Source organism: Serratia sp. CY44782, assembly GCF_052168715.1.
Taxonomy (GTDB): Bacteria; Pseudomonadota; Gammaproteobacteria; order Enterobacterales; family Enterobacteriaceae; genus Serratia; species Serratia nevei.
In genome coordinates, this window is record NZ_JBJNME010000001.1 from 71,625 (window position 1) to 94,992 (window position 23,368).

The window sequence follows — 23,368 nt, forward strand, 5'->3', positions numbered from 1 at the left end:
CGCTTACAGGCGCATCAGCTGGCGAAACTCTTTCACCTTGCTGCGGCTGACCGGCACTTCAAACTCAAGATCGCTCAGCCGCAGAATGTAGGTATTGTTGAACCAGGGCACGATCTCGCGGATCTTCGACAGGTTAACGCAGTAAGAGCGGTGGCAGCGGAAAAAATGTTCTTCCGGCAGCCGGCCGTAAAACTCGGTGATGTTCATCGGCATCACGAACTCTTCCCGGCGGGTATAGACCCGCGTCACCTTTTCATCGGCGGCGGCGTAATAGATGTCGTTGATGTCGGTAACGATGATCCGCTCGTCTTTGATCAGGTTGATGCTGTGGCTGCCGCGGCTCGGTGCGCTGGTCGGTTCCGTCACGCCGGCGGGGCGCTGATGCAGCGCCTCCAGCTTTTGCAGCATGGTGACGATGCGCGCCTCGTGATAGGGCTTGAGGATGTAGTCGAACGCCTCGATCTCGAACGCTTCCACCGCGTGCTCTTTATAGGCGGTGATGAACACGATCGACGGGCGATGCGCGAACTTGCTGATGTTTTGCGCCAGCAGCACGCCGTCCAGCGACGGGATGTTGATGTCGAGGAAAATGGCGTCGACCTGGTGGGTTTGCAGGTATTTCAGGACGTCGAGGCCGTCCTCGAAGCTGGCGACGATATCGATATTGCTGTGTTTTTTGATCAGGTAGCTGAGTTCTTCCTGCGCGAGGAATTCGTCTTCCACGATAATGGCTTTCATGAGGCCTCCCCGACCGGCGGCGCGCTCGGTTCCTGATGCAGCTTGCCGCCGTTTTTGCTGATGTAGAACGCGATTTCGGTGCCTGGCTCCAGGCGGCGGATATGCAGCCCTTCACCGTACAGCAGCGACACGCGGTGGTGCACGTTGAGCAGGCCGATATTGTGGCCTGGCATCTCGTTGCGCGCCACCCGATCGATGGTTTCCTGATTGATGCCGTGGCCGGTATCCTTCACCGAAATTTTCACCCGATCGCCCTGATCTTTCACCGCGATCACCACCACCCCTTTACCCTTGCAGGGCTGGATGCCGTGCACGATGGCGTTCTCCACCAGCGGCTGGATCAGCAGGCTCGGAATGCGCACCGAGACGTCGTCGTCGATGTCGTAAATCACCGTCAGCTTGGCGCCGAAGCGCGCCTGTTCGATGGCGATATAGTCCTGAATCTGATGCAGTTCCTTGCGGATATCGATCAGTTCGTCGTTCAGCTCCAGGTTGTAGCGCAGGTAGCGCGACAGGTTAATGATCAGTTGGCGCGCGGTGTCCGGATTCAGGCGGATAGAGGAAGAGATGGCGTTCAGCGCGTTGAACAGGAAGTGCGGGTTAATCTTGCTCTGCAGCGCGCGCATTTCGGCCTTGTCCGCCATCTGGCGCAGGTGCTCGATGCGGGACACTTCCATCTGCGTGGAGATGATTTGCGACAGCCCGACCGCCATCACCTTCAGCGTGTTGGTGATCTGGTGAGCGTGGCAGTAGTAGATTTTCAACGCGCCGGTCACTTCGCCTTTTTCCCACAGCGGCACTACCAGCTGCGAGTGGATCTGCGGCGCGGCCGGGTTCTCCAGGTTGTTCTTGATGATGATTTTGCCGTGGCGAATGCTTTCGCGGGTGACGCGGCTCAGCCCTTCACGGCCGATCGGGTAAGCTTCGCGCCCTACGCCCACGTAAGCCAGCACCTGATGGGTATCGGTGATCGCCACCGCGTCGGCGCGGATGTCCTGGCGGATGATATCGCAGATGGTGGCCAGCGATTCGCTGTTGATGTTGCGGAAATAGGGCAGCGTCTTGTGGGCGATATCCAGCGCCAGCTTGGCCTGGCGCGCGGCGATCACCTCTTTTTCATCCTCGACGCTCTGCACCAGCAGCACGATCAGGCCGATGCACACCGTGCCGAGGATCATCGGCAGGGCAATCTGCGACACGATGTCCAACCCAAGCTCGGTCGGCTTGGCCCACAGCACGATCAACAGCATGGTGAGGGATTCGCACAGCATGCCGCCGACGATGCCGGCGCGCCAGCGCTGCTCTTTTTTCACCTTGAGGTTGATGTAACCGGCGCTGATGCCGGCGATGATGCTGGTGATAAGACAAGGCACCGACGTGATGCCGCCGATGTCGATCAGATAGCGGTGCACCCCGGCGACGATACCGGTGACGATCCCCACCCAGGGGCCGAACAGGATGCCGCCGGCCATGATGGCGATGACGCGCACGTTGACCAGCGATCCTTCGACGTTGATGCCGGAGTAGGTGCTGAACAGCGCGAACAGCGAGAAGATCGCCGTGACGATGCCGAGCTCGAGCGGCGTATGGTCTTCTTTTTGCAGCAGTTGGCGGAACAGCCGGGTGCGGGTCAGGAAAAACAGACAGATCAACATCAGCGCGGCGCGATCAAACACCGCCAACAGCATTTCAAAAAAAGGGTGCACGACGGGTTCTCGCTGCGGCCTACGGATGGCGGCAGTATACCACAGCGAAAGGGGCCCGTGGCGCTCGCCACGGGCGGGGGATCAGCGCATGCCGAGCTGCGTTTTGCCCAGCGGCGTCAGCAGGTCGGCGGTGGCGCGGCCGTCGAAATCCACCTCGAAGTCGTCGGGGGCGAAGTCCGGCGGCGTTCTGCCGTCGATAAAGCTTGGCAGCTGGCGCTGCAGATAGGCGTCGTTTTTCTCGCAGCCCGGCGCGGCGGCGATGTACATCACGTTGCTGTCGAACTCGCCGTTATGCTCGTTCTCCACCGCGTGGATCACGTCGCAGTGCCAAAAGACCGTGTCGCCCGGCTCCAGATCGGGAATAGGGGAAATCCCACTTAATAAAAGGGGATGCCACTTTTCCGAGATCGACAGCGCGCGGCCCGGCGCCGCATCGCACAGGTCGTCGTCGGCGACGTCGTCCTGCAGCGCGCGCAGCAGCACATAGGCCATGGCGTTGGCGATCGGCACCAGGTTCAGCGTGCCGGCGTTGGTGCGCTGCGGCGTCAGCGCCGTCCAGCCCTGGAAGGTACGGAACATCGAGCAGACCGCCGGGGAGGCTATCTCGCGCACCTCGGTGCGGCCATCGGCGGCGAAGGGATCGTACTGCTGCCAGTCGCCGGAGAAAACGTGGCGATACACATAGCGGAAGTTTTCGTCCAGCCAGCGCTCGATGGTGCCGCTGTCGACGTGCGGCGACAGGCCCAGCGACGAGGAGTTCGGCGGGCGGCGGCGGGTGCGATCGGCGTAGGTGGCGACGCGGGTCGGATCGAAATGCTGTTTGCCGTTGCTCTCGGTGGCCCACAGGCTGTTGAGGAACACCTGCACCGCATGCATGCGCGCATCCTGCCGCGCTTCAACCTGCGGTTGCGACCAATAGATGCCGTAGATCTGCGGTTTGCTGGCGGCCAGCTTGCCGAAATAGTTGTCTTCAGCGGCGTTTTTCAACCGCTCGACGAAGTTGTTGCGCTCAAGGTAGTCGCCGATTTCCCGGTTCCAGCCTTCGGCCTTGGCGCGGGGAAACACGCCGCGAATGGCGCAGGCGCCGCGCTGTTTGATCAGCGCTATCTGCTGCTCGCTGACGCGCTGCTGCAGGATATCTTCCGCGTCGATCTGTGGCACCGGATTGTGGCCGGCGGCCAGCTCGCGGCGGATCTGTTCGACCTGGCCGCGAATGTTCTCTTCCAACGCCAGAAATACGTCGCGGTAGTTCGGCAATGCCTGGCGCAGCTGGCGTTTGACGTTAACGATCGCCTGCGGAATATCGTCGATGACTAAAGAGGCCATGGTGTTCTCCTCGTGCCGCGTGAGTGACTGCGGCGAGCGGTTGTAGGGAATCGGGCAAGACGTTATGGTTTTGTGGTTTTAACGTGAATGATTATCGGCAACCAATCGGGGAAAATAAAGAGATATCTTTCATTCGTAAGTTCCTCTTTTTCGTTTTTCGGAGATTTTATGAAGCTGGTCACTGAACGTCTGCACTTACAGTCGATAACCGCCGAGGATTGGCCGCTGTTTTTGCGCCTGTACCAAGATCCCGAGGTGATCCGTTACATCTCCGATCCGCGCAGCGAAGCGGAGATCCGCGCCCGGTTCGAGGAGCGGCTGCCGGCCTGGGACAAACACGGCGAGCAGTGGCTGTGCCTGGTGATGCGTGAGAAGCACAGCGGAGAGGCGGTGGGCATTACCGGCTTTCGCCCGCAGTGGGTGCCGTATCGGCAGGCGGAAGTGGGATACGGGAGTTTGCCTGCCGGGCAGGGCAAGGGCTATGGCAAGGAGTCGCTGCGGGCGGTGCTGGATTTTGCGGTGAACGCCTGCGGCTTTCACAAGCTGACCGCCACCGTGACCGCGGGCAATCTCGCTTCGCGCGGGCTGCTGGAATCGTGCGGTTTTCAGCTGGAAGGCACGCTGCGCGACAACTACCGTCTGGCGGGGCAGTGGTGCGACGACTGGCTGTTCGGGCTATTGGCGGCGGAGTTTCAGGGCGGCAAATAAAAATATCGCGCCGGGTATCGACAAGCTCGTCGGCGCTGCGCTATGTTCGATATTCGGTCAGTTCGCTGGCCTGCGTCGCTCGGACGGTCCGGGCGCTAACGTCTATCGAGGAATCCCCTATGGCTGATAACAGTCCACAGCGCCGTTTCACGCGCATTGAACGCCTTCCCCCTTACGTATTCAACATCACCGCCGAACTGAAGATGGCCGCACGCCGTCGCGGCGAGGATATTATCGACTTCAGCATGGGTAACCCCGACGGCCCGACGCCGCCGCACATCGTGGAAAAGCTGTGCGCCGTCGCTCAGCGCGACGACACCCACGGTTACTCCACCTCGCGCGGCATTCCGCGCCTGCGCCGCGCCATTTCGCGCTGGTATGCCGATCGTTATCAGGTGGATATCGATCCGGAAAGCGAAGCCATCGTCACCATCGGTTCGAAAGAGGGGCTGGCGCATCTGATGCTGGCGACCCTCGATCACGGCGACACCGTGCTGGTGCCGAACCCCAGCTACCCGATCCACATTTACGGCGCGGTGATCGCCGGCGCCCAGGTGCGTTCGGTGCCGCTGGTGGACGGCGTGGATTTCTTCGGTGAGCTGGAGCGCGCCATTCGGGAAACCATCCCGCGTCCGAAAATGATGATCCTCGGCTTCCCGTCCAACCCGACCGCCCAGTGCGTAGAGCTGGATTTCTTCGAGCGAGTGGTGGCGCTGGCCAAGCAGTACAACGTGCTGGTGATCCACGATCTGGCCTATGCCGATATCGTCTATGACGGCTGGAAAGCGCCGTCGATCATGCAGGTGCCGGGGGCGAAAGACATTGCGGTGGAGTTCTTCACCCTGTCGAAAAGCTACAACATGGCCGGCTGGCGCATCGGTTTCATGGTCGGTAACCCTGAACTGGTCAGCGCGCTGGCGCGCATCAAGAGTTATCACGATTACGGCACCTTTACGCCGCTGCAGGTGGCGGCCATCGCCGCGCTGGAAGGCGATCAGCAGTGCGTGCGCGATATCGCCGAGCAGTATCGGCAGCGCCGCAATGTGTTGGTGAAGGGGCTGCACGAGGCCGGCTGGATGGTGGAGAACCCGAAGGCGTCGATGTACGTGTGGGCGAAAATTCCCGAGCCTTATGCCCACCTCGGTTCTCTGGAGTTCGCCAAACGCCTGCTGGCGGAGGCCAAGGTCTGCGTCTCGCCGGGCATCGGCTTCGGCGACTACGGCGATACCCACGTGCGCTTCGCGCTGATCGAGAATCAGGACCGTATCCGCCAGGCGGTGCGCGGCATCAAGGCGATGTTCCGCGCGGACGGGTTGCTGAAGCCGGGTAAGGCCGGCAGCGCCAAATAATTCTGTCAGGCCGGGCGTTCGCCCGGCCTTATTTTTTCCGTCCCAAGGTTTTCTTCATTATTTCCCCATTATGCTCAACTACGCTGAATTTTATTTTTTGGATAGAGTGTATGAGCAACCGCTACGCGCGATCGCAAATCGTTTTACATTGGCTGACTTTGCTGATGGTGATCCTCACCTATGCGGCGATGTTGCTGAAAGATTCGGTGCCGGAAGCGTGGGCGCCGGTGGTCAAAAATCTGCACTTTAATTTTGGGGCTTCGGTCTTTGCCCTGATGCTGATTCGGTTGGCGGTGCGTTCTTTCCACACGCCGCCGCCGACCACGCCACCGCTGGAAGAATGGCAGGAGGTAGGCGCCAAGATCTTCCATTGGCTGCTGTACGTGGTTTTCCTGATGTTGCCGCTGCTGGGCATGTTAACCCTGGCCTACGGCGGGAAATCGTGGTCTTTGCTGGGCTGGCCGGTGCCGCAATGGGTGACGCCGGATCCGGTGATGCGCAAGCTGGTCAAAACGGTTCATGAGACGCTGGCAAACATCGGCTACTTTATCATTGGCGCGCATGCGCTGGCGGCGCTGTATCACCATTACCTGCGCAAGGACGACACCCTGCGCCGCATGATGCCGGGCAAATGATCGCAAGCAGAAACGCCAAAGGGACGCTTGCGCGTCCCTTTGGCTGTGTTCCTGGTCTGGCTGCTGTCAGGCAACCATCAACATGAAGGTGCCAACCCAGGCAACCAGCATGAATGACACGCCCATCAAAAAATATTTCACTGAACAACTCCTGTCTGGAGTCCTCGCCAGCAATGATCCCGATTGTTGTGCTGAGTATTTTATGGGCAACCTGCCTGTCGGGCGGGTTCTTCCAAGCGAAAGAACAACGGCCCCACGTACGGGTTGTCCGGTTGTCGCGCCTCATGCTCCGTGAGGTAAAATCCGAACCGCGACAGGATCGGCGCTAATGTACTCTCAATACTGGTCTGATTTCAATACTGTGTTTTTGATCACAATTTTCGGCTGTTTTTTGCACAGCGCGGACTGTTTTATAACGCTTTTTATGGGCAAGCGACAGGAAGTAGCCTGCCGCTGCGGGTTTTAAAATCGGGGTGGTGCAATGCGGTGGCAGGCGCTCAAGCGACGGCGTTGATGCCGGTCACCAAAATGGCCCAAAAAACGAGACAAGACAGCAGAATAACGGCCCAGATATGACGGCGACTCCACTCCATTTTTAGCCTTCGTTGTTGCGACAAGTGATTAGGTAACGATCATATCGGCGCACAATGGGGAAAATTTAGCCCCATCGGATAATATTTCGCTTACCTGCCGCTAACTTATTGGCAAACTTCGCTTATTGTTACGCGCACTTCGTAGCCCAGCAGATACAGCGCCTGCTCCAACGCTTCAACCTTCGAGGCGTAGCCGAGATCCAGCAACCGCTCCATTTGCCCGCCGTTGAATCCCAGCTTGCGTGCCAGCTCCGCTTTGCCGGTGTTTTTGCGCAGCATGGCGTTGTGCAGTTCGATCTTCAGCGCCACCAGCGCCGGCAGGTGTACCCTCAAGTCATCGGTTTGCAGAGGGGAAGGAGCAGGCAGGGGCAGCCCTTCGTCCATCGCGGCGGCGATGGCGGCCAGCAGGCTTTCCTGCGCTTCCAGCTCGACGTCTTCGCGTTTATAGCAGGCCGATTGCCACTCGGGGAAGTCGTGGAAACCGATCTGCCAGGCGTCGCTGTCGCTATCGAAGGTGTAATGGGCGGGGTAGTGGCTGTACATGGCAATCCCTGATTGAAGCCTGAATGAGGCGCTATTGTGACGGCATGCCCGGGAGATAGCCAGCATGAACATGACCGCGTAGTGATTTAAATTCGATGACATAATTATTAGCAGGCAAATTTAATTCCTTTGTGAGCAATATTCTTATTATTTTTTCCAGGAAAACAGATTATTTAATTAGGCATTTTGATTAATATCCCTATTTGCTGGTGATAATGAGAATTATAATCAAATATCACACCGGTTTTTATATAATTTCACACGGAAGGGTGAAGATAAGAATATTGGTTAAGAAAAGTAATCATGTGATTGATTTATAATGTTTTAATTTTTATTATTTCACTTGTTAATAGTTGTGAAATTCCATTTTTAGGCAGATATCACCTGACTGCGGTATTCATCGGCAGCTTTATAAAATACTCTTTTTAGGCAAAGGCGCATTCGATTCTATTTAAGCGGGCGCCAGACAGAAATATTCATTACTCCATGCTTATTACTCGACGGCCTTAGCCGAATTTTCGGGTGCCTGCTCGCATTTGCATTCTGCCAGGACAGCAGCTGACGGATTAAAGGAATACCTCGTGCCTAAAGTTAACTCGCGTTCATTACGCTTTACCGAACGCCACGCAACCAAATATGCGGCGTCATTGCTGTTTATCGGTTTATCCCTGCCGGCCGCTGCGCTGGCTGATGAACGCTATGATGCGCTGATCCGTCAGGCCAGATCGGGTGATACCGCACCGGTGTTGGCGTATTTATCGCAGCGGCGCGCTCAGGAGGGATTGAGCCTGCAGCAGCGAGCCGATTATATCCAGGTGGCCGGCTGGGCCGGCCACGATGAAGAGGTGGTCGCGCTTTGGCGTGCCGACGGCGCCGCGCTGCAGCGGGATAGCGCCAGTCTGGCGACGGCGGCCCGCGCCTATCGCAACCTGAAGCAGTGGCAACCGTCGCTGCGCCTGTGGCGTGCGGCGTTGCAGCTCGCTCCCGCCGACGGCGGCTTGCAGCGCGGCTATGTGATGACGCTGGCGGATGCCGGGCAGGATGTACAGGCGCAAACGGAAGCGGCAAAAGCGGAGAAGCTGCTGGAGCCGGCGACGTGGTATCTGACGCGCGCCTATGTGGACCAGGCTGCCGGCCGCAGCTGGGCGGCGCTGGAAAACGCCACCCATGCCCGTGCGCTGGCGCCGTCAGACACCGGAATTCAGGCTTATTACGTGACGCTGCTGGCGGCAAATCGGGTTGCGGATCCGGCGCTGCGTGAAAGCCAGGGGCTGGCATTGCCGCCCGCGCAGCAGCGCCGCCTGCAGGCGGATGAGGCCGCCGAACTGGTGCGGCTGTCGTTTATCGATGCTCGCGGCGAACAGGAACGTTTCGTCATCGCCGACCGCGCGCTGGCGCGCTATGACCAACTGCTGACGCAGTGGCGGCCGCTGCCGGAGGCGCAGGACAGCTACCAACAGGCGCGTATCGATCGCCTGGGTGCGCTGCTGGCGCGTTATCGAATGGCCGACGTGGTGAGCGAGTATCAAACCCTGCAGGCGGAAGGGCGCACGGTGCCGGATTATGCCCAGCGCTGGGCGGCGTCCGCCTACCTCTATCTGCAGCAGCCGGACAAGGCGCAGGCCATTTTCGGCCGCCTGAACGCCGCCGCACCGCAGGCGGTGACCGCCGAAGACGAAACCGATCTGTTTTACGCGCAGGCGGAGAACGAACGCATCGATCAGGCGGCGTTGCTGGCGCAGCGCGTCAGCCAGCGCTATCCCTACGCGACCCGCCTGTACCAGCTGCCGACGCTGGCCTACAACGATGACTGGCTGGTCGGCCAATCGCTGCTGGCGCAGTCGCGGGTTTATCAACGCGATCTGGCCGAGGCCGAACGGCAGCTGACCCATCTGGCGCGCACGGCGCCAGGCAATCAGGGTCTGCGCATCTCCTTGGCCAGCGTTTATTTGGCGCGCGGCTGGCCGCGCCGCGCGGAGGAGGAGCTGAAGCAGGTGGAAGGGCTGGAGCCGCGCAGCCTGCCGTTGGAGATCCAGCAGGGCTATGTCGCGCAGGAGTTGCAGGAGTGGCGCCAGCTGGATTTGCTGGCCGACGATGTCATCCAGCGCGCGCCGGAAAGCGTCGCCGCTCAGCAGCTCGAGCGTTCGCGCCGCATTCACCACATGTCTGAACTGCGCATCAGCGGCAATCAGGGCATCGATTCAGACGGGCCGGTCAGCGGCAGCCACGATTTCGGCACTCACGCCGCGCTCTATTCACCGCCGATCGACGACAACTGGCGGCTGTTCACCGGCTGGGGATTCAACACCGGCCAGTTCGACGAGGGCAAGGGCATCAACCGCGATCTCAGCGCCGGCGCCGAGTGGCGCTCGCGCGATCTGTGGCTGGAGGCCGAGGTGGCCAACCGCAACTACGGGCACGGCAATGAGCTCGGCCTGCGCCTCTCATCCTGGTATGACCTGAATGATCAATGGCGCCTCGGCGGTTCGGTGGCGCGCCTGTCGGCCGAGACACCGCTGCGTGCGTTGACCAACGGCATCAGCGCCAACGGCGGCAACCTGTGGCTGCGTTGGCAGCAGAACGAAAGCCGCGAGCTGCGCGCCAGCGTGGCGCCTTCGCACTTCTCGGACGGCAACAACCGGCTGGAATACGGCCTGGAAGGGCGGCAACGGCTGCTCGCCGGCGCCCGCTATCGGCTGGACATGAACCTGACGCTGTCCGGCAGCCGCAACAGCCAGGAGAACGTGCCGTATTACAACCCGAAGCGCGACTTCACGCTGCTGCCGTCGTTAACGCTCGATCACACTCTGTATCGCCATTATCAGACCGAGTGGAGCCAGCAGTTTCAGGCCGGTGCCGGCAGCTATTGGCAGCGGGACTATGCGCGCAAGTCGATCACCCAGCTGGGTTACGGCCAGCGCATCAGCTGGAACGGGGTGTTGGACGCCGGCGCGATGCTGCAGTTTGAGAAGCATCCGTACGACGGCAAACGCGAGCGGAACATCGGCGTGACGTTTGATCTGAATTATCGTTTTTAAAGGAATAATCATGCTTATTCGATCCTCGCTTTTCGTGTTGGCCGCGTTGCTGACCACCGCCTGCAGCCAGGCGGACGTGCCGCGCTTTACGCCGCCGGTGGAGCGCCCCGTGGGGCCGATGGAACGTCCTTGGCCGGCCAACCGTTACGCGGTGCTGGCGTATCACGACGTGGAAGACGGTGCGGCGGACCAGCGCTACATGTCGGTGCGCACCAGCGCGCTCAACGAACAGTTCGCCTGGCTGAAGCAAAACGGCTACCAGCCGGTGTCGGTCGAGCAGATCCTGCAGGCGCAAAACGGCGGCCCGGCGTTGCCGAACAAGGCGGTACTGCTGACCTTCGACGACGGTTACCGCAGCTTCTACAGCCGGGTCTTCCCGCTGCTGAAGGCCTACAACTGGCCGGCGGTGCTGGCACCGGTCGGCGTTTGGCTGGATGCGCCGGCCGATAAGCCGGTCGATTTTGGCGGCCTGATGACGCCGCGCGATCGTTTCCTCACCTGGCAGCAGGTGCGGGAAGTGTCGGACTCCGGGCTGGTGGAGATCGGCGCGCACACCTACGCGTCGCATTACGGCGGCATCGCCAACCCGCAGGGCAATACCGAACCGGCGGTCGCCAATCGGCTGTATGACGCCAAACAGGGCCGCTACGAAAGCGAGGCGGAATATCGCCAACGCATCGAGAAGGACGTGGCGTTGATCACCCAGCGCATCACCGCCGCCACCGGTAAGGCGCCGCGCGTGTGGGTCTGGCCGTACGGCGCGGCCGGCGGCGTGGCGCTGGACATCGCGCGCAAGCACGGTTACCGCATGGCGCTGACGCTGGAGAACGGGCTGGGAGACGTCAACGCGCCTGAAAACGTGCCGCGCATGCTGGTGGCCGGCAATCCGTCGCTGACGAGCTTCGCCCAGCAACTGACGCAGATACAGAACCGGCAGATCATGCGGGTGGCGCACGTCGATCTTGACTATCTCTACGATCCCGATCCGCAGCAGCAGGCCAAAAACCTCGACAAGCTGATCCAGCGCATCTACGACCTGCGCATCAATACCGTTTTCCTGCAGGCGTTCGCCGATCCAAAAGGCGACGGCAACGTGCGCGAGCTCTATTTCCCCAACCGCTGGCTTCCGATGAAGGCCGACCTGTTCAACCGGGTCTCCTGGCAGCTCTCTTCGCGCACCGGCGTGGCCGTGTATGCCTGGATGCCGGTGCTGGCGTTCGAGCTGGGATCTGACGTGCCGCGCGTACAGCGCCTCGATCCGCAAAGCGGGCAGCTGTCGGTAGACGACAAGCAGTACCGCCGCCTGTCGCCGTTCAGCCCGGTGGCGCGCCAGCGCATCGGTGAGATCTACGAAGATCTAGCGGCCCACGCCACCTTCAAAGGGATCCTGTTCCACGACGATGCGCTGCTGTCGGACTTCGAAGACGCCGGCCCCGATGCAGCTGCGGCTTACCGCCAGGCCGGCTTCGCCGATTCGGTGGCGGCGATACGCCAGGATCCGCAGCAGATGGCGCGCTGGACGCGCTTCAAGAGCCGGGCGCTGATCGCGTTTACCCAGTCGCTGACCGAGCGGGTGCGGGCGATCCGCGGCCCGCAGGTGCAAACCGCGCGCAACATCTATGCGATGCCGGTGCTCGATCCCGCCAGCGAAGCCTGGTTCGGCCAGAACCTGGCGGATTTCCTGCAGGCCTACGACTGGGTGGCGCCGATGGCGATGCCGCTGATGGAAAACGTGCCGCGCGCCGACAGCGGCCGTTGGCTGGATCAACTGGTGGGAAAAGTGGCCGCTTACCCCGGCGCGCTCGATAAAACGGTGTTTGAGTTACAGGCCGTAGACTGGCGCAAGGAGCGCCGGATCAGCCTGGATGACGGTCAACTGCTGGCCGAATGGATGCGTCGCCTGCAGCGCAATGGCGCTCAGAGCTTTGGTTATTACCCCGACAACTTCCTCGACGATCGGCCTAAGCTGGATGCCGTTCGCCCGGTGTTGTCCTCAGCCTGGTTCCCACTGCCATGACCGATCGTTTAATTGCCCTATTTATCCTGTGTCTGGTGTTGAGCGTGCCTTTCGGCATCGTCCTGTTGTTTACCGGCGAAGTGCTGCTCAACTTCGTGTTTTTCTGGCCGCTGTTCATGTCCGGTATCTGGATCGCCGGCGGCATCTATTTCTGGCTGCACCGCGAGCGCCACTGGCGCTGGAGCCCGGACATGCCCGCGCCGGAGCTGCCGGGCAACCCGTCGATCAGCGTGCTGATCCCCTGTTTCAACGAAGGGTTGAACGCGCGTGAAACCATTTCGGCGGCGATGGCGCAGCGCTATGAAAATATCGAAGTGATCGCCATCAACGATGGCTCCAGCGATGACACTGCCGAGGTGCTGGATCAGTTGACGCTGGAGTTCCCCCGCCTGCGGGTGATCCATCTGGCGCAAAATCAGGGCAAAGCGGTCGCACTGCAGGCGGGCGCGGCGGCGGCGCGCAGCGAGTATCTGGTGTGCATCGACGGCGATGCGCTGCTAGATCGCGATGCGGCGGCCTATTTGGTGGCGCCGCTGTTGGCCAATCCGCACGTCGGCGCGGTGACCGGCAACCCGCGCATCCGCACGCGCTCCACGCTGATCGGCCGCATCCAGGTCGGCGAGTTTTCGTCGATCATCGGCCTTATCAAGCGCACGCAGCGCGTTTATGGCCGCCTGTTCACCATCTCCGGCGTGGTGGCCGCATTTCGTAAGCAAGCGCTTACCGATGTCGGCTACTGGAGCCAGGACATGATCACCGAAGACATCGACATCAGCTGGAAGCTGCAGCTCAAGCACTGGGCTATCTTCTTCGAACCGCGGGCGCTGTGCTGGATCCTGATGCCGGAGACCCTGCGCGGGCTGTGGAAGCAGCGCCTGCGCTGGGCGCAGGGCGGCGCCGAGGTGTTTTTAAAGAACCTGCGCAACCTGTGGGCCTGGGAGCACCGGCATATGTGGCTGCTGTTCGCCGAGTATTGCCTCTCTACGTTGTGGGCGTTCACTTACCTGGTCAGCGTGCTGATTTTCCTGGTCGGGCTGGTGGTGCCGCTGCCGGAGGGCATCCGCATTCACTCGTTGCTGACGCCGGCGTTTACCGGGCTGGTGCTGGGCGTGGTGTGCCTGCTGCAGTTCACCGTCAGCCTGCTGCTGGAGAAGCGCTATGAGGAGGGCTTCGGCCGCTCGCTATTCTGGATCATCTGGTATCCGCTGGTGTATTGGCTGCTCAGCCTGCTGACCACGCTGGTGGCGTTTTCCAAAGTGATGTTGAAAGCTCGGCGCGGGCGTGCGCGCTGGATCAGCCCCGATCGGGGCATTGGGAGGATCAAAGAATGACGGACGTCCTGATTTATTCCGAACGCGGTCTGCTGCCGCGGGTGGTCGATGGCTTGCTGACGCTGTTCGCCTGGTGCGGCTTTCTTTATCTGTTCAGCCACGGCCTGATGTCGGTGATGGACCAGCACGGCGTGGGGTCCGCCCTGTCGCTGCTGGAGGTGATCTCGCTGTATATCATGGTGGCGTTGTTCAATGCCGTCACCCTGATCGCCTGGGCCAAATACAACCAGTATTTCTCCCGCCGCAGGGCGGCCGACCGCTGGCGGAAGCAGCAACAGAACACCCAGATCGGCTATATCACGCCTGAGCTGACCCGGCAGCTGCGGCGTTTGCCGATCGCCGTGGTATCCCATAACAGCGGCGGCAGCATCAGCCAGGTCAGCGGCAGGCTGACGGCGGCAGAACCGGCGGCGAACAAGGTGGTGCAGCTGCGTTAGTCGTCAGCGTTGCCGTCCGGCTTGCGGCGCAGCCCGCCGGGCGGCAACAGCAGGGCGCAGATCATGACGGCCAGGCTGAACAGCGGCAGCCAGCGCGCCACCGGGCCGGGGGAGTAGTTGTTGAGCACCGAGCAAACATAGCACGCCACGGCCAGCGCCCAACCCGGCAGGCCGATATCGTTGAGCCGAAACGCGGTTTTGGCCATAAACCACGTCACCAGGCCGAAACAGAACAGCGCCCAGACCATAATGCACAGCAGGTACAGCAATACCGAGACGAATTCCTCGGTATCGCCGTGCGCATGGGCGCGAAAATGGTTTTTATCCAGGTAGGTCGACAGAAACGACAGCAACACGATGCCAATGGCGAAGATCGCCAGCGAGAAAACAAAGGGTTTGCGCGAGATGCGCCCACGGTAAAGATCTTTGGCGAGTTGTCCGAGAGATTCCATAACGGTCCATTGTCGTGATCATTGCGGCGATAGCCGGATGGCAAGCAGCCGGGCATTTTATCGGGGCAAAAGGGGGCGTCAAGGTGATAATTTTTCTCATTTAGTCGCGGTTGAAATTCCGTGCTGCCACAGCGGGTGCCTCTCCATCGTGCAAAACCTCACAATTTGGCACGTTTGGCTACCTGGCGCGGTAATTGGCGACATAATCCAGTTTGTTCGCGCCGAACAATGCATTAACATAACTCCCACTTATCTCTTGCATGGTTATATGGATATCCGATGCGTCACCTGGTTGCGCTTTTACCGCTGATTACCTTGCTTGCTGCCTGTAGCAGCACGCCGAAACCCAGTCCCACCGCTACGCCGCAGGGCACCCCGGTAAAGGGCGGCTTTTTGCTGAGTCCGGCGCACAGCGGCGCGCCGCTGGGTGGTGATTTCGCCAATAACCCGAATACCGCGCGCTTTATCGATAAGATGGTGCAGGAACACGGCTTTGATCGGCAGCAGCTGCACGACGTGCTGGCGCAGGCACGGCGCCTGGATTCGGTACTGCGGCTGATGGACAGGCAGGCGCCGACGCCGTCGACCCAGGGGCCAACCGGGCCGAATGGCTCCTGGCTGCGCTACCGCAACAAGTTCATCACGCCGGATAACGTGCAAAACGGCGTGGTGTTCTGGAATCAATATCAGGATGCGCTGCAGCGTGCCTGGCAGGTGTACGGCGTGCCGCCGGAGATCATCGTGGGGATTATCGGCGTGGAGACCCGCTGGGGCCGCGTAATGGGTAAAACCCGCATTATCGATGCGCTGGCGACGCTGGCCTTCGACTACCCGCGCCGCGCCGATTACTTTGCCGGTGAGCTGGAAACCTTCCTGCTGATGTCGCGTACCGAAGGCGACGATCCCCTCGAACTGCGCGGCTCCTTCGCCGGCGCGATGGGCTATGGGCAGTTCATGCCTTCTTCCTTCAAGAGCTATGCGGTCGACTTCAACGGCGATGGCCATATCAACCTGTGGGATCCGGTCGATGCCATTGGCAGCGTGGCCAATTACTTCAAGGCGCACGGTTGGTCCAAAGGTGAGCCGGTCGCGATTCAGGCCAACGGCCAGGCGCCGGGGTTGGAAAACGGTTTCAAGACCCGCTACTCGGTCACCGCGCTGGCGGAAGCCGGCCTGAGCCCGCAGGGTTCGCTCGGCGATAACCAGGAAGCCAGCCTGCTGCGGCTGGATGTCGGTACCGGCTACCAGTATTGGTACGGCCTGCCGAACTTCTACGTCATCACCCGCTATAACCACAGCACCCATTACGCCATGGCGGTATGGCAGCTGGGCGAAGCGGTAGGGCGTTCGGCGCGCGGCGGTTTCTGACGCGCCGTGCCCATAACGAAAAAGGCCGCTTGCGCGGCCTTTTTTACGTTCTGAGCAATCAGAAATCGTAGCGCAGACGCACCACGGTCATATCGCCGAGGTTGTCGGTGCTCGATGTCAGCACGTGCTCTACGTCAACGCGGAAGCCGTAGTCGAACTGCACGGTAACCCCGAGGCCGTTGTCGATGCGCTGGTAGTTGCGGCCGGTGACGTATTCCAAACGGTCACCCATAAAGTACGGCATCACCGATTTCACCGCGTATTGGCCAACCGGCACGGTATAACCGGCCAGGTATTCGATACCCCACGCATCGCCGGCGAAGTAATTGTTGATGTCGGCTTTCTTGGTGGTCAGGAAGTCGTGGTAGTAACCGCCGCCGAAGGTCAGCGTCCAGTTGTCTGGTTTCCAGCTGAGGGCGGTGCCGACGATGTTCTGATCGTAGCTCTTGCTGCCGCTGGTGGACGGGTTGCGCATTTCGGCGCGGGTGTAGTTCCAGGCGGTGCCCCAGGTCAGATCCTGCGTAATGTGGTAATCCACGCCCAGTGAGCCGCCGCCTTTGCGCTTATAGCGCAGGCCGTTGCCCGGCAGGTAGTCGCTGTCGCTGAACAGGTACGATGCATAAACGTCCGCATCGCCGAAGCGGTTCTTGTACTTCAGCATTTTGCGTGAACGGTAAGAGCCGTCGTAGTCGCCGTTGATGCCGTTGCCTGGCGCCTGGGCCAGCATGTCGTAGTCCCAGATATCGGTCTTGGCACCCACCACGTCATAATAAACGCTGTTCTGCTGACCGAAGGTCATCTGGCCCCAGGTGTTGCTTTTCAGGCCGGTGTACAGCATGCGGCGGCTGGTATTTCTCGCGCCGTCGGCATAGTGATGATCCCAGTCAAACAGCGCAGGAATGTTCACGCCCAGCTCGTAGTAGCTAATCCAGCTGATGTCGTCGAACAGGTAGTAGTCCGCCGCGAAACGGAAGCGGGTGCCACCGTCGAAGCCGTTACGCTTGTAGGAACCCTTGTCGCCGTCGCCCGTCATGTTGTTGAACTGCGGACGGATGCTGCCGCCAACGGTGAAGTTCAGGCGGCTGAGCGGATCGCCGGCCTGTGGATCCTGCTTCAGCAGGGTGATTTCCGCCTGAGCGGCGAACGACGCGCTGCCGATCGCCAGACCCAGCGCCACCGCTTGAGTCAATACGCGCAATTTCATTGCCATGTGTTATCCCTGTTTTATGTATGACCGCCCCCACCAGCGCCGCCATGCCGATGTTTTGCGCAGAACGCTGCGTTTTTGCGCATTTTGACGGTTTTTTTTGGTGTTTTAGCGGCGGGCGGCATTTGTAACATAAACAGTGGCATAAAGAATTACTTTTCTTGCTAATTATTGGCCGGTTTTTGACCATTTCGTGCGATGAAAAGGGCCGCTGTTCATGCCTTTGATTCGGATGAATTCATTTAACGCCAAGGTTTATATTTTTCATTTGTCAGTCACCGGCGCCAGCCTGTAATTTCATCCGTGCAAGAGATAATTAATTTGAACCTTTCACCGGCGTATTAACGTCAGCCTTTGTCTGCGTAATCGGCCGGCATGAATAAGCGATTGGGAGGTCGCCATGAGAAACCTGTTAATGTTGTTAGTGGGGCTGTTTTCACTGCCGGCGATGGCGGCGGAGTCGCACGTTTGTCATTCTCAAGCTTATGATTATGCAGAGGTTAGTAAGCTCAGGTTGTCGGATGACACCCTGTTCACCTGCCGCGGCGTGGGGCGCCTGACGATCCCTGAATTAGCGCGTAAAGGATGGAAGGTGATTCATCTGGCGCAGCAAACGGAATATACCGACTCTGTCGATAGCGATGGTGAGGTTATTAAGCTTTATCAGGAAATCGTGGTTTATAAAGAATAACACGACGGTTGCCCGTTATTATTCTCACGGCGGCGAGAACCCTATTATGAATGCGAGAATTGGAATCGACGGCAGGGCTGCCGCCGCGATGGTGATGCTATGCGCCATCTGGGGAATGCAACAGGTGGCAATCAAGGCCGCCGAGCCGGATGTGTCGGCGGTGCTGCAAATCGCCATTCGCTCAGGTCTCGCTGCGCTGGCGGTTTACCTGCTGGCGCGCGGCCGCGGCGAGCGCTTCACCTGGGATCGTGCCACGCTGTGCGCCGGTTTGAGCGTGGGGGCATTGTTCGCGCTGGAGTTCTTTTTTGTCTCCGCGGGGCTGCGTTACACCAGCGCCTCGCATATGGCGGTGTTTTTGTACACCGCGCCGCTGTTTTCCGCCCTTGGCCTGCATTTTCTCCTTCCTCAGGAGCGCCTGTCGTCGGTGCAGTGGCTGGGCATGCTCATCGCCTTTGGCGGCGTGGTGCTGGCCATATCGGGCATGGCTGAGGGAAGCGGCGGAGCCGAACGGCTGAAAGGCGATCTCTACGGCCTGCTGGCGGGGATCGCCTGGGGAGCCTCTACCCTGGTGATCCGCACCACGCGCCTGGCGGAGTGCCCGGCCAAACAGACGCTGCTGTGCCAGTTGACGGGCGCCTGTGTGCTGTTGTCGTTGCCGGCGCTGGCGACGGGAAACCTGCATTTCACCCTGAGTCCGGTGGCCTGGTACAGCCTGCTGTTCCAAACCGTGGTGGTGTCGTTTTTCAGCTATCTGATCTGGTTTTCGCTGCTGCGCCGTTATCAGGCTTCCTCGCTGGGCATTCTCACCTTTATGACGCCGGTATTCGGCATCCTGGCGGGGGTCGTTATTCTCGGCGAGCCGCTGCAAATTGAGTTTGTATTGGGTGCCGTGCTGATCGTTCTGGGATTAATCGTGGTGAGTTGTTCTTATCTTATTTATTTTGACCGAAGGGTGGCACCCAAAATATAAATTATGGATGTTGATGTACAGAACTACCAAATAAGCTGCGAAAGCCAATTCATTATCCAGCTGCAAATATCCCGCTATGCCTGGGGCGTGCCGCTGATCACGCTCAGCGATAACGGTGATTTTACCGTGATAAGAAGCCGAGGCTGGTCGAGGTTAGCTAATGGGAGGCAATTGGAGGTTTATTATTTCGCCAATAACTCCCTGCTTACCTGGGATAAAAACCGCAAATATATCTCTTATTCAAAGGCCGGCCGGCTCTACGCCTGCGCGCTGCATTTTTCTTATTCCCCCAAAATAGAGCGCTAACCCTCTGGCCATCAGACCAGAGGGGCGATTTTCATGATCCACTGCTTAAACGCGAGGATTTTCGGCCACTGCCGCTCGGAGATGGTCGAGGTGAAATAACAGTGCTCGCAGGGCACGGTCATGTCGGTGAACGGAATGATCAGCTCGCCGCTTTTGATCCAGTCCTGCACCAGATTGAGCCGCCCCATGGCGACGCCAAGGTGCCGCGTGGCGGCCAGCACCGCGAGATCGGAGCGGTCGAACTCCATGCTCTTGCTGTCGGTATCCAGCCCCAGCGCAAAGTGTTGCGACCAGGTTTGCCACTCGTCTTCGCCGGAGTTGTAGCGATCGTGCAGCAGCGTGCAGTGGGCCAGGTTTTCCGGCGCATCGTACAGGCTATGCGCGGTGGCGTACTGCGGCGTGCAGATCGGCACCATCGATTCCTGCATAAAGGCCTCGTCCAGATGCCGCCCCGAGGGTAGTTTGCCGAAGTACATCGCCAAGTCTACGCCGCGGTTGGCCAGGTTGATGATCTCCTGCCCGGTCAGAATGTTGAGGTGAATGGTGGGGTGTTGGGCGATAAAATCGCCGATGCGCGGCAGCAGCAGGCATTGCACCAGAGAGGGGTGCGAATAGAGGGTCAACGTCCCCGTCAGCTCGCGATTTTTGATGTCCAGAATTTCCTGATTCAGCGTGTTGAAGGAGCTGTCCAGCGCCCATTGCATGCGCTCGCCCTCCGGCGTGAGGGTAATTCTGCGATGAAAGCGCTGGAATAGCAGGAAACCCAACTCCTTTTCGAGCAGATTAATGCGATGGCTTACGGCGCTGGGGGTGATCGACAATTCTTGCGCCGCCAGCGCAAAAGATAAATGACGGGCGACGCATTCGAAAGTATGCAACCGGGAAAATTGATAGCTGGTCAGCGGGGTGGCCCGCTGTGAATGTTTTTTACTGGGGAACATGCTATTTCTCCGTGCACGTAATGCGCTAATATTAACACTTAATGGCATGAGTGATAAACCCAAGTTGATTAATATGTTCAGGTTATATATCAGGACCCTGTTTACTGATTACCGTCATAGATTTTAAGGATTAAGATGATGAGATAACATGAACCGGTAAATGACTTGTCTGCTGGCAGACTGAAATTAGAAATTAACGAGGTCTGACATAAACCTGTTAAAGATAAATGTGACGTAGAAGGAGAAACGGTGAAAAATAAGGCCGTTATTTCTTACGCACGTATCGGTCAAGTAGAGCTGTAGGTATGATGAAAAACTGGCTCGTCCAGTGACGTTCACTGACAGACGAAGGGAAAGCCAGTAGCAAGCCGAAGGGAGGCCATTGTGCAGTTGATTTATTTTATGTCGGAATCGTTGGCGCCGGAGAAATTCGCCCGCATCCTTAATCCCGCCGATGCGCGTTATGAACTGGAGCGACATTACCTGTTCGGCGGTTCGTCCATGTCGTCGATATCGAGCAGGCACACTATCACGCGCAATACGCAGTCCGGTATTGGCGTATCGAGTTACCGGGAAGATAGCGGCATGAAGCGCGGCGTGTTTGACGAACTAAAACGCGGCAGTTTGCTGGCCGTCGATGCAAGTATCGGCGCCTGGAGCCCCGTCAAATATCCGTTTTTCATCAATGCGCAAGGGCGCCTGCAGCGTTATCCCGGCAGTGTATTGCCGCCGCAGTACCCAGTCGAACGTATAATTCAACGTTATGAAGAGATGATCAGCCGATATGCCGCCAGGCCTAAACCAACGTCCTTGCCCCCGAGACAAAACACCGCTAAAAATCCGCCGCTGATGCAGGCGGTGGCCGCCGCCGTTGGCTCAAGCCTTACCGTTATCAAAGAGGTCGCTCGCCCAATGAGCAAACAGGAGCGTTGGCAGGCGAGAAAATATCTGATTGGTCGGGGGGAGCGAAGTATCTATCCGGATGCGCGGATTGCGGCGCAACGCCTGGCGCAAAATAACATCGCGGTGGAAAAGGCCAAGCTGGCGCAGAATGTCTATAACACGACCAATCCGTTGGCGGCTACGCCTGGCGTGCCGGAAGGATGGCGGGATGTGAGTAATGACGGCGGTTTTTTGGATGGTTTAGGGGTTCGCCGGGAAATGCTTTATGACAATGAAATATCACCGGGTTTTTTGGCAAGGGTTTATGCTCCGGATAAAGCCGTGTTTGGCGATGATATGAATCCGACAGTTGTTTTTCGCGGGTCAAGGATGCCTGAACTTCCTAATGGTAAACTGAATGCGGCGAAGAAGATATTTATCGATCGTGAACTGCCAGAGATAAAGAACCTGGAAGACTGGACGAATAACTTCAACCAAGGCAGAGGTGCTGAATCTGCATACTATCAAAGAGCTGTAGATATTGGCTCTTTATTAAAGGGCCGGGTAGATATCTCCGGGCATTCGCTAGGCGGTGGGCTGGCATCGGCGGCATCAATGACCAGCGGTAAATCTGGGTGGACATTTAATGCCGCGGGATTGAATTCGGGTACCGTGGAAAAGTATGGGGGTTCCTTGGTGGGCAGTGAGGATATTATCAACGCCTACCGGGTGAAGGGCGAAATTTTGACGAGGTTGCAGGAAGTCGATCTCAGGCAAGACTTTATCGACGTTAATGGCAACCTTGCATTATTGGCCGCGAAGGAAAAAATATCGTCACATTTGCCGGATGCCGTTGGTGTTAAACACACGCTTGATGGCGGTGTGGGAAATATGGGGGACCGACATGGCATCCAACAAGTGATAGACTGCATCGAACAGGAAAAAGACGATGATATCGCCACAATCGGTCACAGGATATAGAAGCTCGATGAGACAAGTTTTTAACGTGTTCGCAGCGCTGTTCATCGCGATTGGATTGGTGTTTACAACCGGATGTAAGGAGAAAGGAATGGACTTGCCGCCAGAAGGTTACTTTACAGGTCAACAGCTTGTGTTGGCTAAGGCTATCCGCGATGGGAATATCGGCAACATCAAACGGCTGGCGAAAGAGACGGATCTGAACAGCCCCGGTGAACACGATATGACATTATTGTTTTATGCCCTGGCGACGTCGACTCATGACAATGCCACGCCGGAACGGCTGCAGATTGCGACCGAGTTGGTAAAGGCCGGAGCCGATCCACTGCAACCTCGCCCCAATGGCGGTGCCAGTCCTGCTGAATGGATGGCAAAATTAGACAACGGTATTTGGTTAAAGGCATTGCTTGATGGGGGATTGTCTCCTAATGCAAGAGGCAAACTTGATGATCTACCAATAATATTTCAGACAATTAAATCCAGTAATACAGAGACAATGGCGACACTGATAAAATATGGTGCGGACATTAACATTCAGGATAGGTTAAAGAGAACACCATTAGTGGAGTGTGCTTATTTGGGGCGAATTGACCATATGAATCTTCTGCTTAAACAGGGTGCAAATCCGTTTATTGAAGATAGATTTGGTGAAAACTTTGTTGATTTACTCGATGATAAAATCAAGAAAACGGAGGGTAATGATTCATTGCATACTCGATACCTTGAATTAAAGAAACTGCTGAGAGTTCAATAACAAATCGGGCCTGCATCGCCGAAAAGAACCGCGCCCGGTGGTGACCCTCCGGGCGCGGCATTCAGGGAAAAACGGTGTGCTGGTCGGCGCGCATCAACGGCGGCGCAGCAGCAGGCCGGCCAACAGGCCAGCGCCGGCAATGAGGGCTAATGCGGCGAGGGGGTTTTTCTTCATCATGCTGCCGGCGCAGCTCAGGGCGTCGCCGTATTTTTCTTGCAGCGCGCCCGCTGCATAGCGCGTAGCGCCTTCGGCCTGCAAACGTTCGTTTCCGGTGACGTCGCCCGCCATTTCCTGCGCTTTGCCCGCCACTTTTTCCATCATGCCATTGGCTTTTTCGCTGTTCATTATGATGCGCTCCTAAGGTTCGATCCGTTTGGCTTCCGCACAGGGCGAAAGCC

The 23,368-nt window shown here is 58.5% G+C and carries 22 protein-coding genes; 13 read left to right on the top strand and 9 right to left on the bottom strand.

The features are described 5' to 3' along the window. Positions 1-3 precede the first annotated feature (3 nt). From ACJ8HT_RS00375 to ACJ8HT_RS00385, 3 genes are all read right to left on the bottom strand, one after another. Positions 4-738: a LytR/AlgR family response regulator transcription factor gene (locus tag ACJ8HT_RS00375; protein ID WP_197652372.1), complete on the bottom strand. Its 735-nt coding sequence runs from the start codon at positions 736-738 to the stop codon at positions 4-6. Further along, complete coding sequence (locus ACJ8HT_RS00380) at positions 735-2,426, bottom strand: sensor histidine kinase (RefSeq protein ID WP_049273355.1); 1,692 nt, start codon at positions 2,424-2,426, stop codon at positions 735-737. The genes ACJ8HT_RS00375 and ACJ8HT_RS00380 overlap by 4 nt, the downstream gene beginning before the upstream one ends. Before the next feature lie 99 nt (positions 2,427-2,525). Then, complete coding sequence (locus ACJ8HT_RS00385) at positions 2,526-3,770, bottom strand: DUF1479 domain-containing protein (RefSeq protein WP_194572426.1); 1,245 nt, start codon at positions 3,768-3,770, stop codon at positions 2,526-2,528. A 168-nt stretch (positions 3,771-3,938) separates the two neighbouring features. Here ACJ8HT_RS00385 and ACJ8HT_RS00390 point away from each other — a divergent pair, with 168 nt between their 5' ends. The 3 genes from ACJ8HT_RS00390 (at position 3,939) to ACJ8HT_RS00400 (ending at position 6,462) form a co-directional block, all read left to right on the top strand. Next, entirely contained in the window at positions 3,939-4,478 is a 540-nt protein-coding gene (locus tag ACJ8HT_RS00390) for a GNAT family N-acetyltransferase (protein WP_164096957.1), read from the top strand. Positions 4,479-4,597: 119 nt separating this feature from the next. Next, on the top strand, positions 4,598-5,827 hold the full coding sequence (gene alaC / locus ACJ8HT_RS00395; RefSeq protein ID WP_016926818.1) for an alanine transaminase: 1,230 nt from the start codon (positions 4,598-4,600) through the stop codon (positions 5,825-5,827). Positions 5,828-5,937: 110 nt separating this feature from the next. After that, complete coding sequence (locus ACJ8HT_RS00400; protein ID WP_174135587.1) at positions 5,938-6,462, top strand: cytochrome b; 525 nt, start codon at positions 5,938-5,940, stop codon at positions 6,460-6,462. Between the two features lie 66 nt (positions 6,463-6,528). On the opposite strand, the gene ypdK is transcribed toward ACJ8HT_RS00400, so the two are convergent. Both ypdK and ACJ8HT_RS00410 read right to left on the bottom strand, forming a co-directional pair. Next, entirely contained in the window at positions 6,529-6,603 is a 75-nt protein-coding gene (gene ypdK / locus ACJ8HT_RS00405) for a membrane protein YpdK (protein WP_099782600.1), read from the bottom strand. Positions 6,604-7,160: 557 nt separating this feature from the next. Beyond that, positions 7,161-7,598, bottom strand: a complete 438-nt coding sequence (locus ACJ8HT_RS00410) for a hypothetical protein (RefSeq protein ID WP_194572427.1) — start codon at positions 7,596-7,598, stop codon at positions 7,161-7,163. Between the two features lie 581 nt (positions 7,599-8,179). On the opposite strand from ACJ8HT_RS00410, the gene pgaA reads away from it, so the two are divergent. Genes pgaA through pgaD form a run of 4 tightly spaced genes read left to right on the top strand, consistent with a single transcriptional unit; the run spans position 8,180 to position 14,421 of the window. Then, positions 8,180-10,636 (top strand): poly-beta-1,6 N-acetyl-D-glucosamine export porin PgaA, encoded by a 2,457-nt coding sequence (pgaA, locus tag ACJ8HT_RS00415; protein WP_197652373.1) that lies wholly within the window; start codon positions 8,180-8,182, stop codon positions 10,634-10,636. A 10-nt stretch (positions 10,637-10,646) separates the two neighbouring features. Beyond that, on the top strand, positions 10,647-12,653 hold the full coding sequence (gene pgaB, locus ACJ8HT_RS00420; protein ID WP_194572428.1) for a poly-beta-1,6-N-acetyl-D-glucosamine N-deacetylase PgaB: 2,007 nt from the start codon (positions 10,647-10,649) through the stop codon (positions 12,651-12,653). Beyond that, entirely contained in the window at positions 12,650-13,984 is a 1,335-nt protein-coding gene (pgaC, locus tag ACJ8HT_RS00425) for a poly-beta-1,6-N-acetyl-D-glucosamine synthase (protein ID WP_197652374.1), read from the top strand. Before pgaB ends, pgaC begins: the two co-directional genes overlap by 4 nt. Beyond that, entirely contained in the window at positions 13,981-14,421 is a 441-nt protein-coding gene (gene pgaD / locus ACJ8HT_RS00430; protein ID WP_197652375.1) for a poly-beta-1,6-N-acetyl-D-glucosamine biosynthesis protein PgaD, read from the top strand. The genes pgaC and pgaD overlap by 4 nt, the downstream gene beginning before the upstream one ends. Here pgaD and ACJ8HT_RS00435 read toward each other — a convergent pair. Further along, positions 14,418-14,873, bottom strand: a complete 456-nt coding sequence (locus tag ACJ8HT_RS00435) for a DUF805 domain-containing protein (protein ID WP_060419938.1) — start codon at positions 14,871-14,873, stop codon at positions 14,418-14,420. The genes pgaD and ACJ8HT_RS00435 overlap by 4 nt on opposite strands. Positions 14,874-15,152: 279 nt before the next feature. On the opposite strand from ACJ8HT_RS00435, the gene mltB reads away from it, so the two are divergent. Further along, the gene (mltB, locus tag ACJ8HT_RS00440) at positions 15,153-16,241 is read left to right on the top strand and encodes a lytic murein transglycosylase B (RefSeq protein WP_197652376.1); all 1,089 of its coding nucleotides are present in this window, start codon (positions 15,153-15,155) and stop codon (positions 16,239-16,241) included. A 58-nt stretch (positions 16,242-16,299) separates the two neighbouring features. Here the strand turns inward: mltB and ACJ8HT_RS00445 are convergent, their stop codons facing one another. After that, entirely contained in the window at positions 16,300-17,451 is a 1,152-nt protein-coding gene (locus tag ACJ8HT_RS00445) for a porin (RefSeq protein WP_123892250.1), read from the bottom strand. 397 nt (positions 17,452-17,848) lie between these two features. On the opposite strand from ACJ8HT_RS00445, the gene ACJ8HT_RS00450 reads away from it, so the two are divergent. Genes ACJ8HT_RS00450 through ACJ8HT_RS00460 form a run of 3 tightly spaced genes read left to right on the top strand, consistent with a single transcriptional unit; the run spans position 17,849 to position 19,415 of the window. Next, a complete protein-coding gene (locus tag ACJ8HT_RS00450; RefSeq protein WP_038876547.1) occupies positions 17,849-18,139 on the top strand; it encodes a hypothetical protein in 291 nt (96 codons plus the stop codon). 46 nt (positions 18,140-18,185) lie between these two features. Next, positions 18,186-19,109: a DMT family transporter gene (locus tag ACJ8HT_RS00455; RefSeq protein ID WP_197652377.1), complete on the top strand. Its 924-nt coding sequence runs from the start codon at positions 18,186-18,188 to the stop codon at positions 19,107-19,109. Positions 19,110-19,112: 3 nt separating this feature from the next. Then, positions 19,113-19,415 (top strand): hypothetical protein, encoded by a 303-nt coding sequence (locus ACJ8HT_RS00460; RefSeq protein ID WP_060419942.1) that lies wholly within the window; start codon positions 19,113-19,115, stop codon positions 19,413-19,415. A gap of 11 nt (positions 19,416-19,426) precedes the next feature. On the opposite strand, the gene dsdC is transcribed toward ACJ8HT_RS00460, so the two are convergent. Next, entirely contained in the window at positions 19,427-20,356 is a 930-nt protein-coding gene (gene dsdC, locus ACJ8HT_RS00465; protein WP_142110304.1) for a DNA-binding transcriptional regulator DsdC, read from the bottom strand. A 384-nt stretch (positions 20,357-20,740) separates the two neighbouring features. Here dsdC and ACJ8HT_RS00470 point away from each other — a divergent pair, with 384 nt between their 5' ends. Both ACJ8HT_RS00470 and ACJ8HT_RS00475 read left to right on the top strand, forming a co-directional pair. Then, positions 20,741-22,219 (top strand): phospholipase, encoded by a 1,479-nt coding sequence (locus tag ACJ8HT_RS00470; RefSeq protein ID WP_197652378.1) that lies wholly within the window; start codon positions 20,741-20,743, stop codon positions 22,217-22,219. 7 nt (positions 22,220-22,226) lie between these two features. After that, entirely contained in the window at positions 22,227-22,970 is a 744-nt protein-coding gene (locus ACJ8HT_RS00475; RefSeq protein WP_350429862.1) for an ankyrin repeat domain-containing protein, read from the top strand. 93 nt (positions 22,971-23,063) lie between these two features. Here the strand turns inward: ACJ8HT_RS00475 and ACJ8HT_RS00480 are convergent, their stop codons facing one another. Then, positions 23,064-23,315, bottom strand: a complete 252-nt coding sequence (locus tag ACJ8HT_RS00480; protein ID WP_047730161.1) for a CsbD family protein — start codon at positions 23,313-23,315, stop codon at positions 23,064-23,066. Positions 23,316-23,368 lie beyond the last annotated feature (53 nt).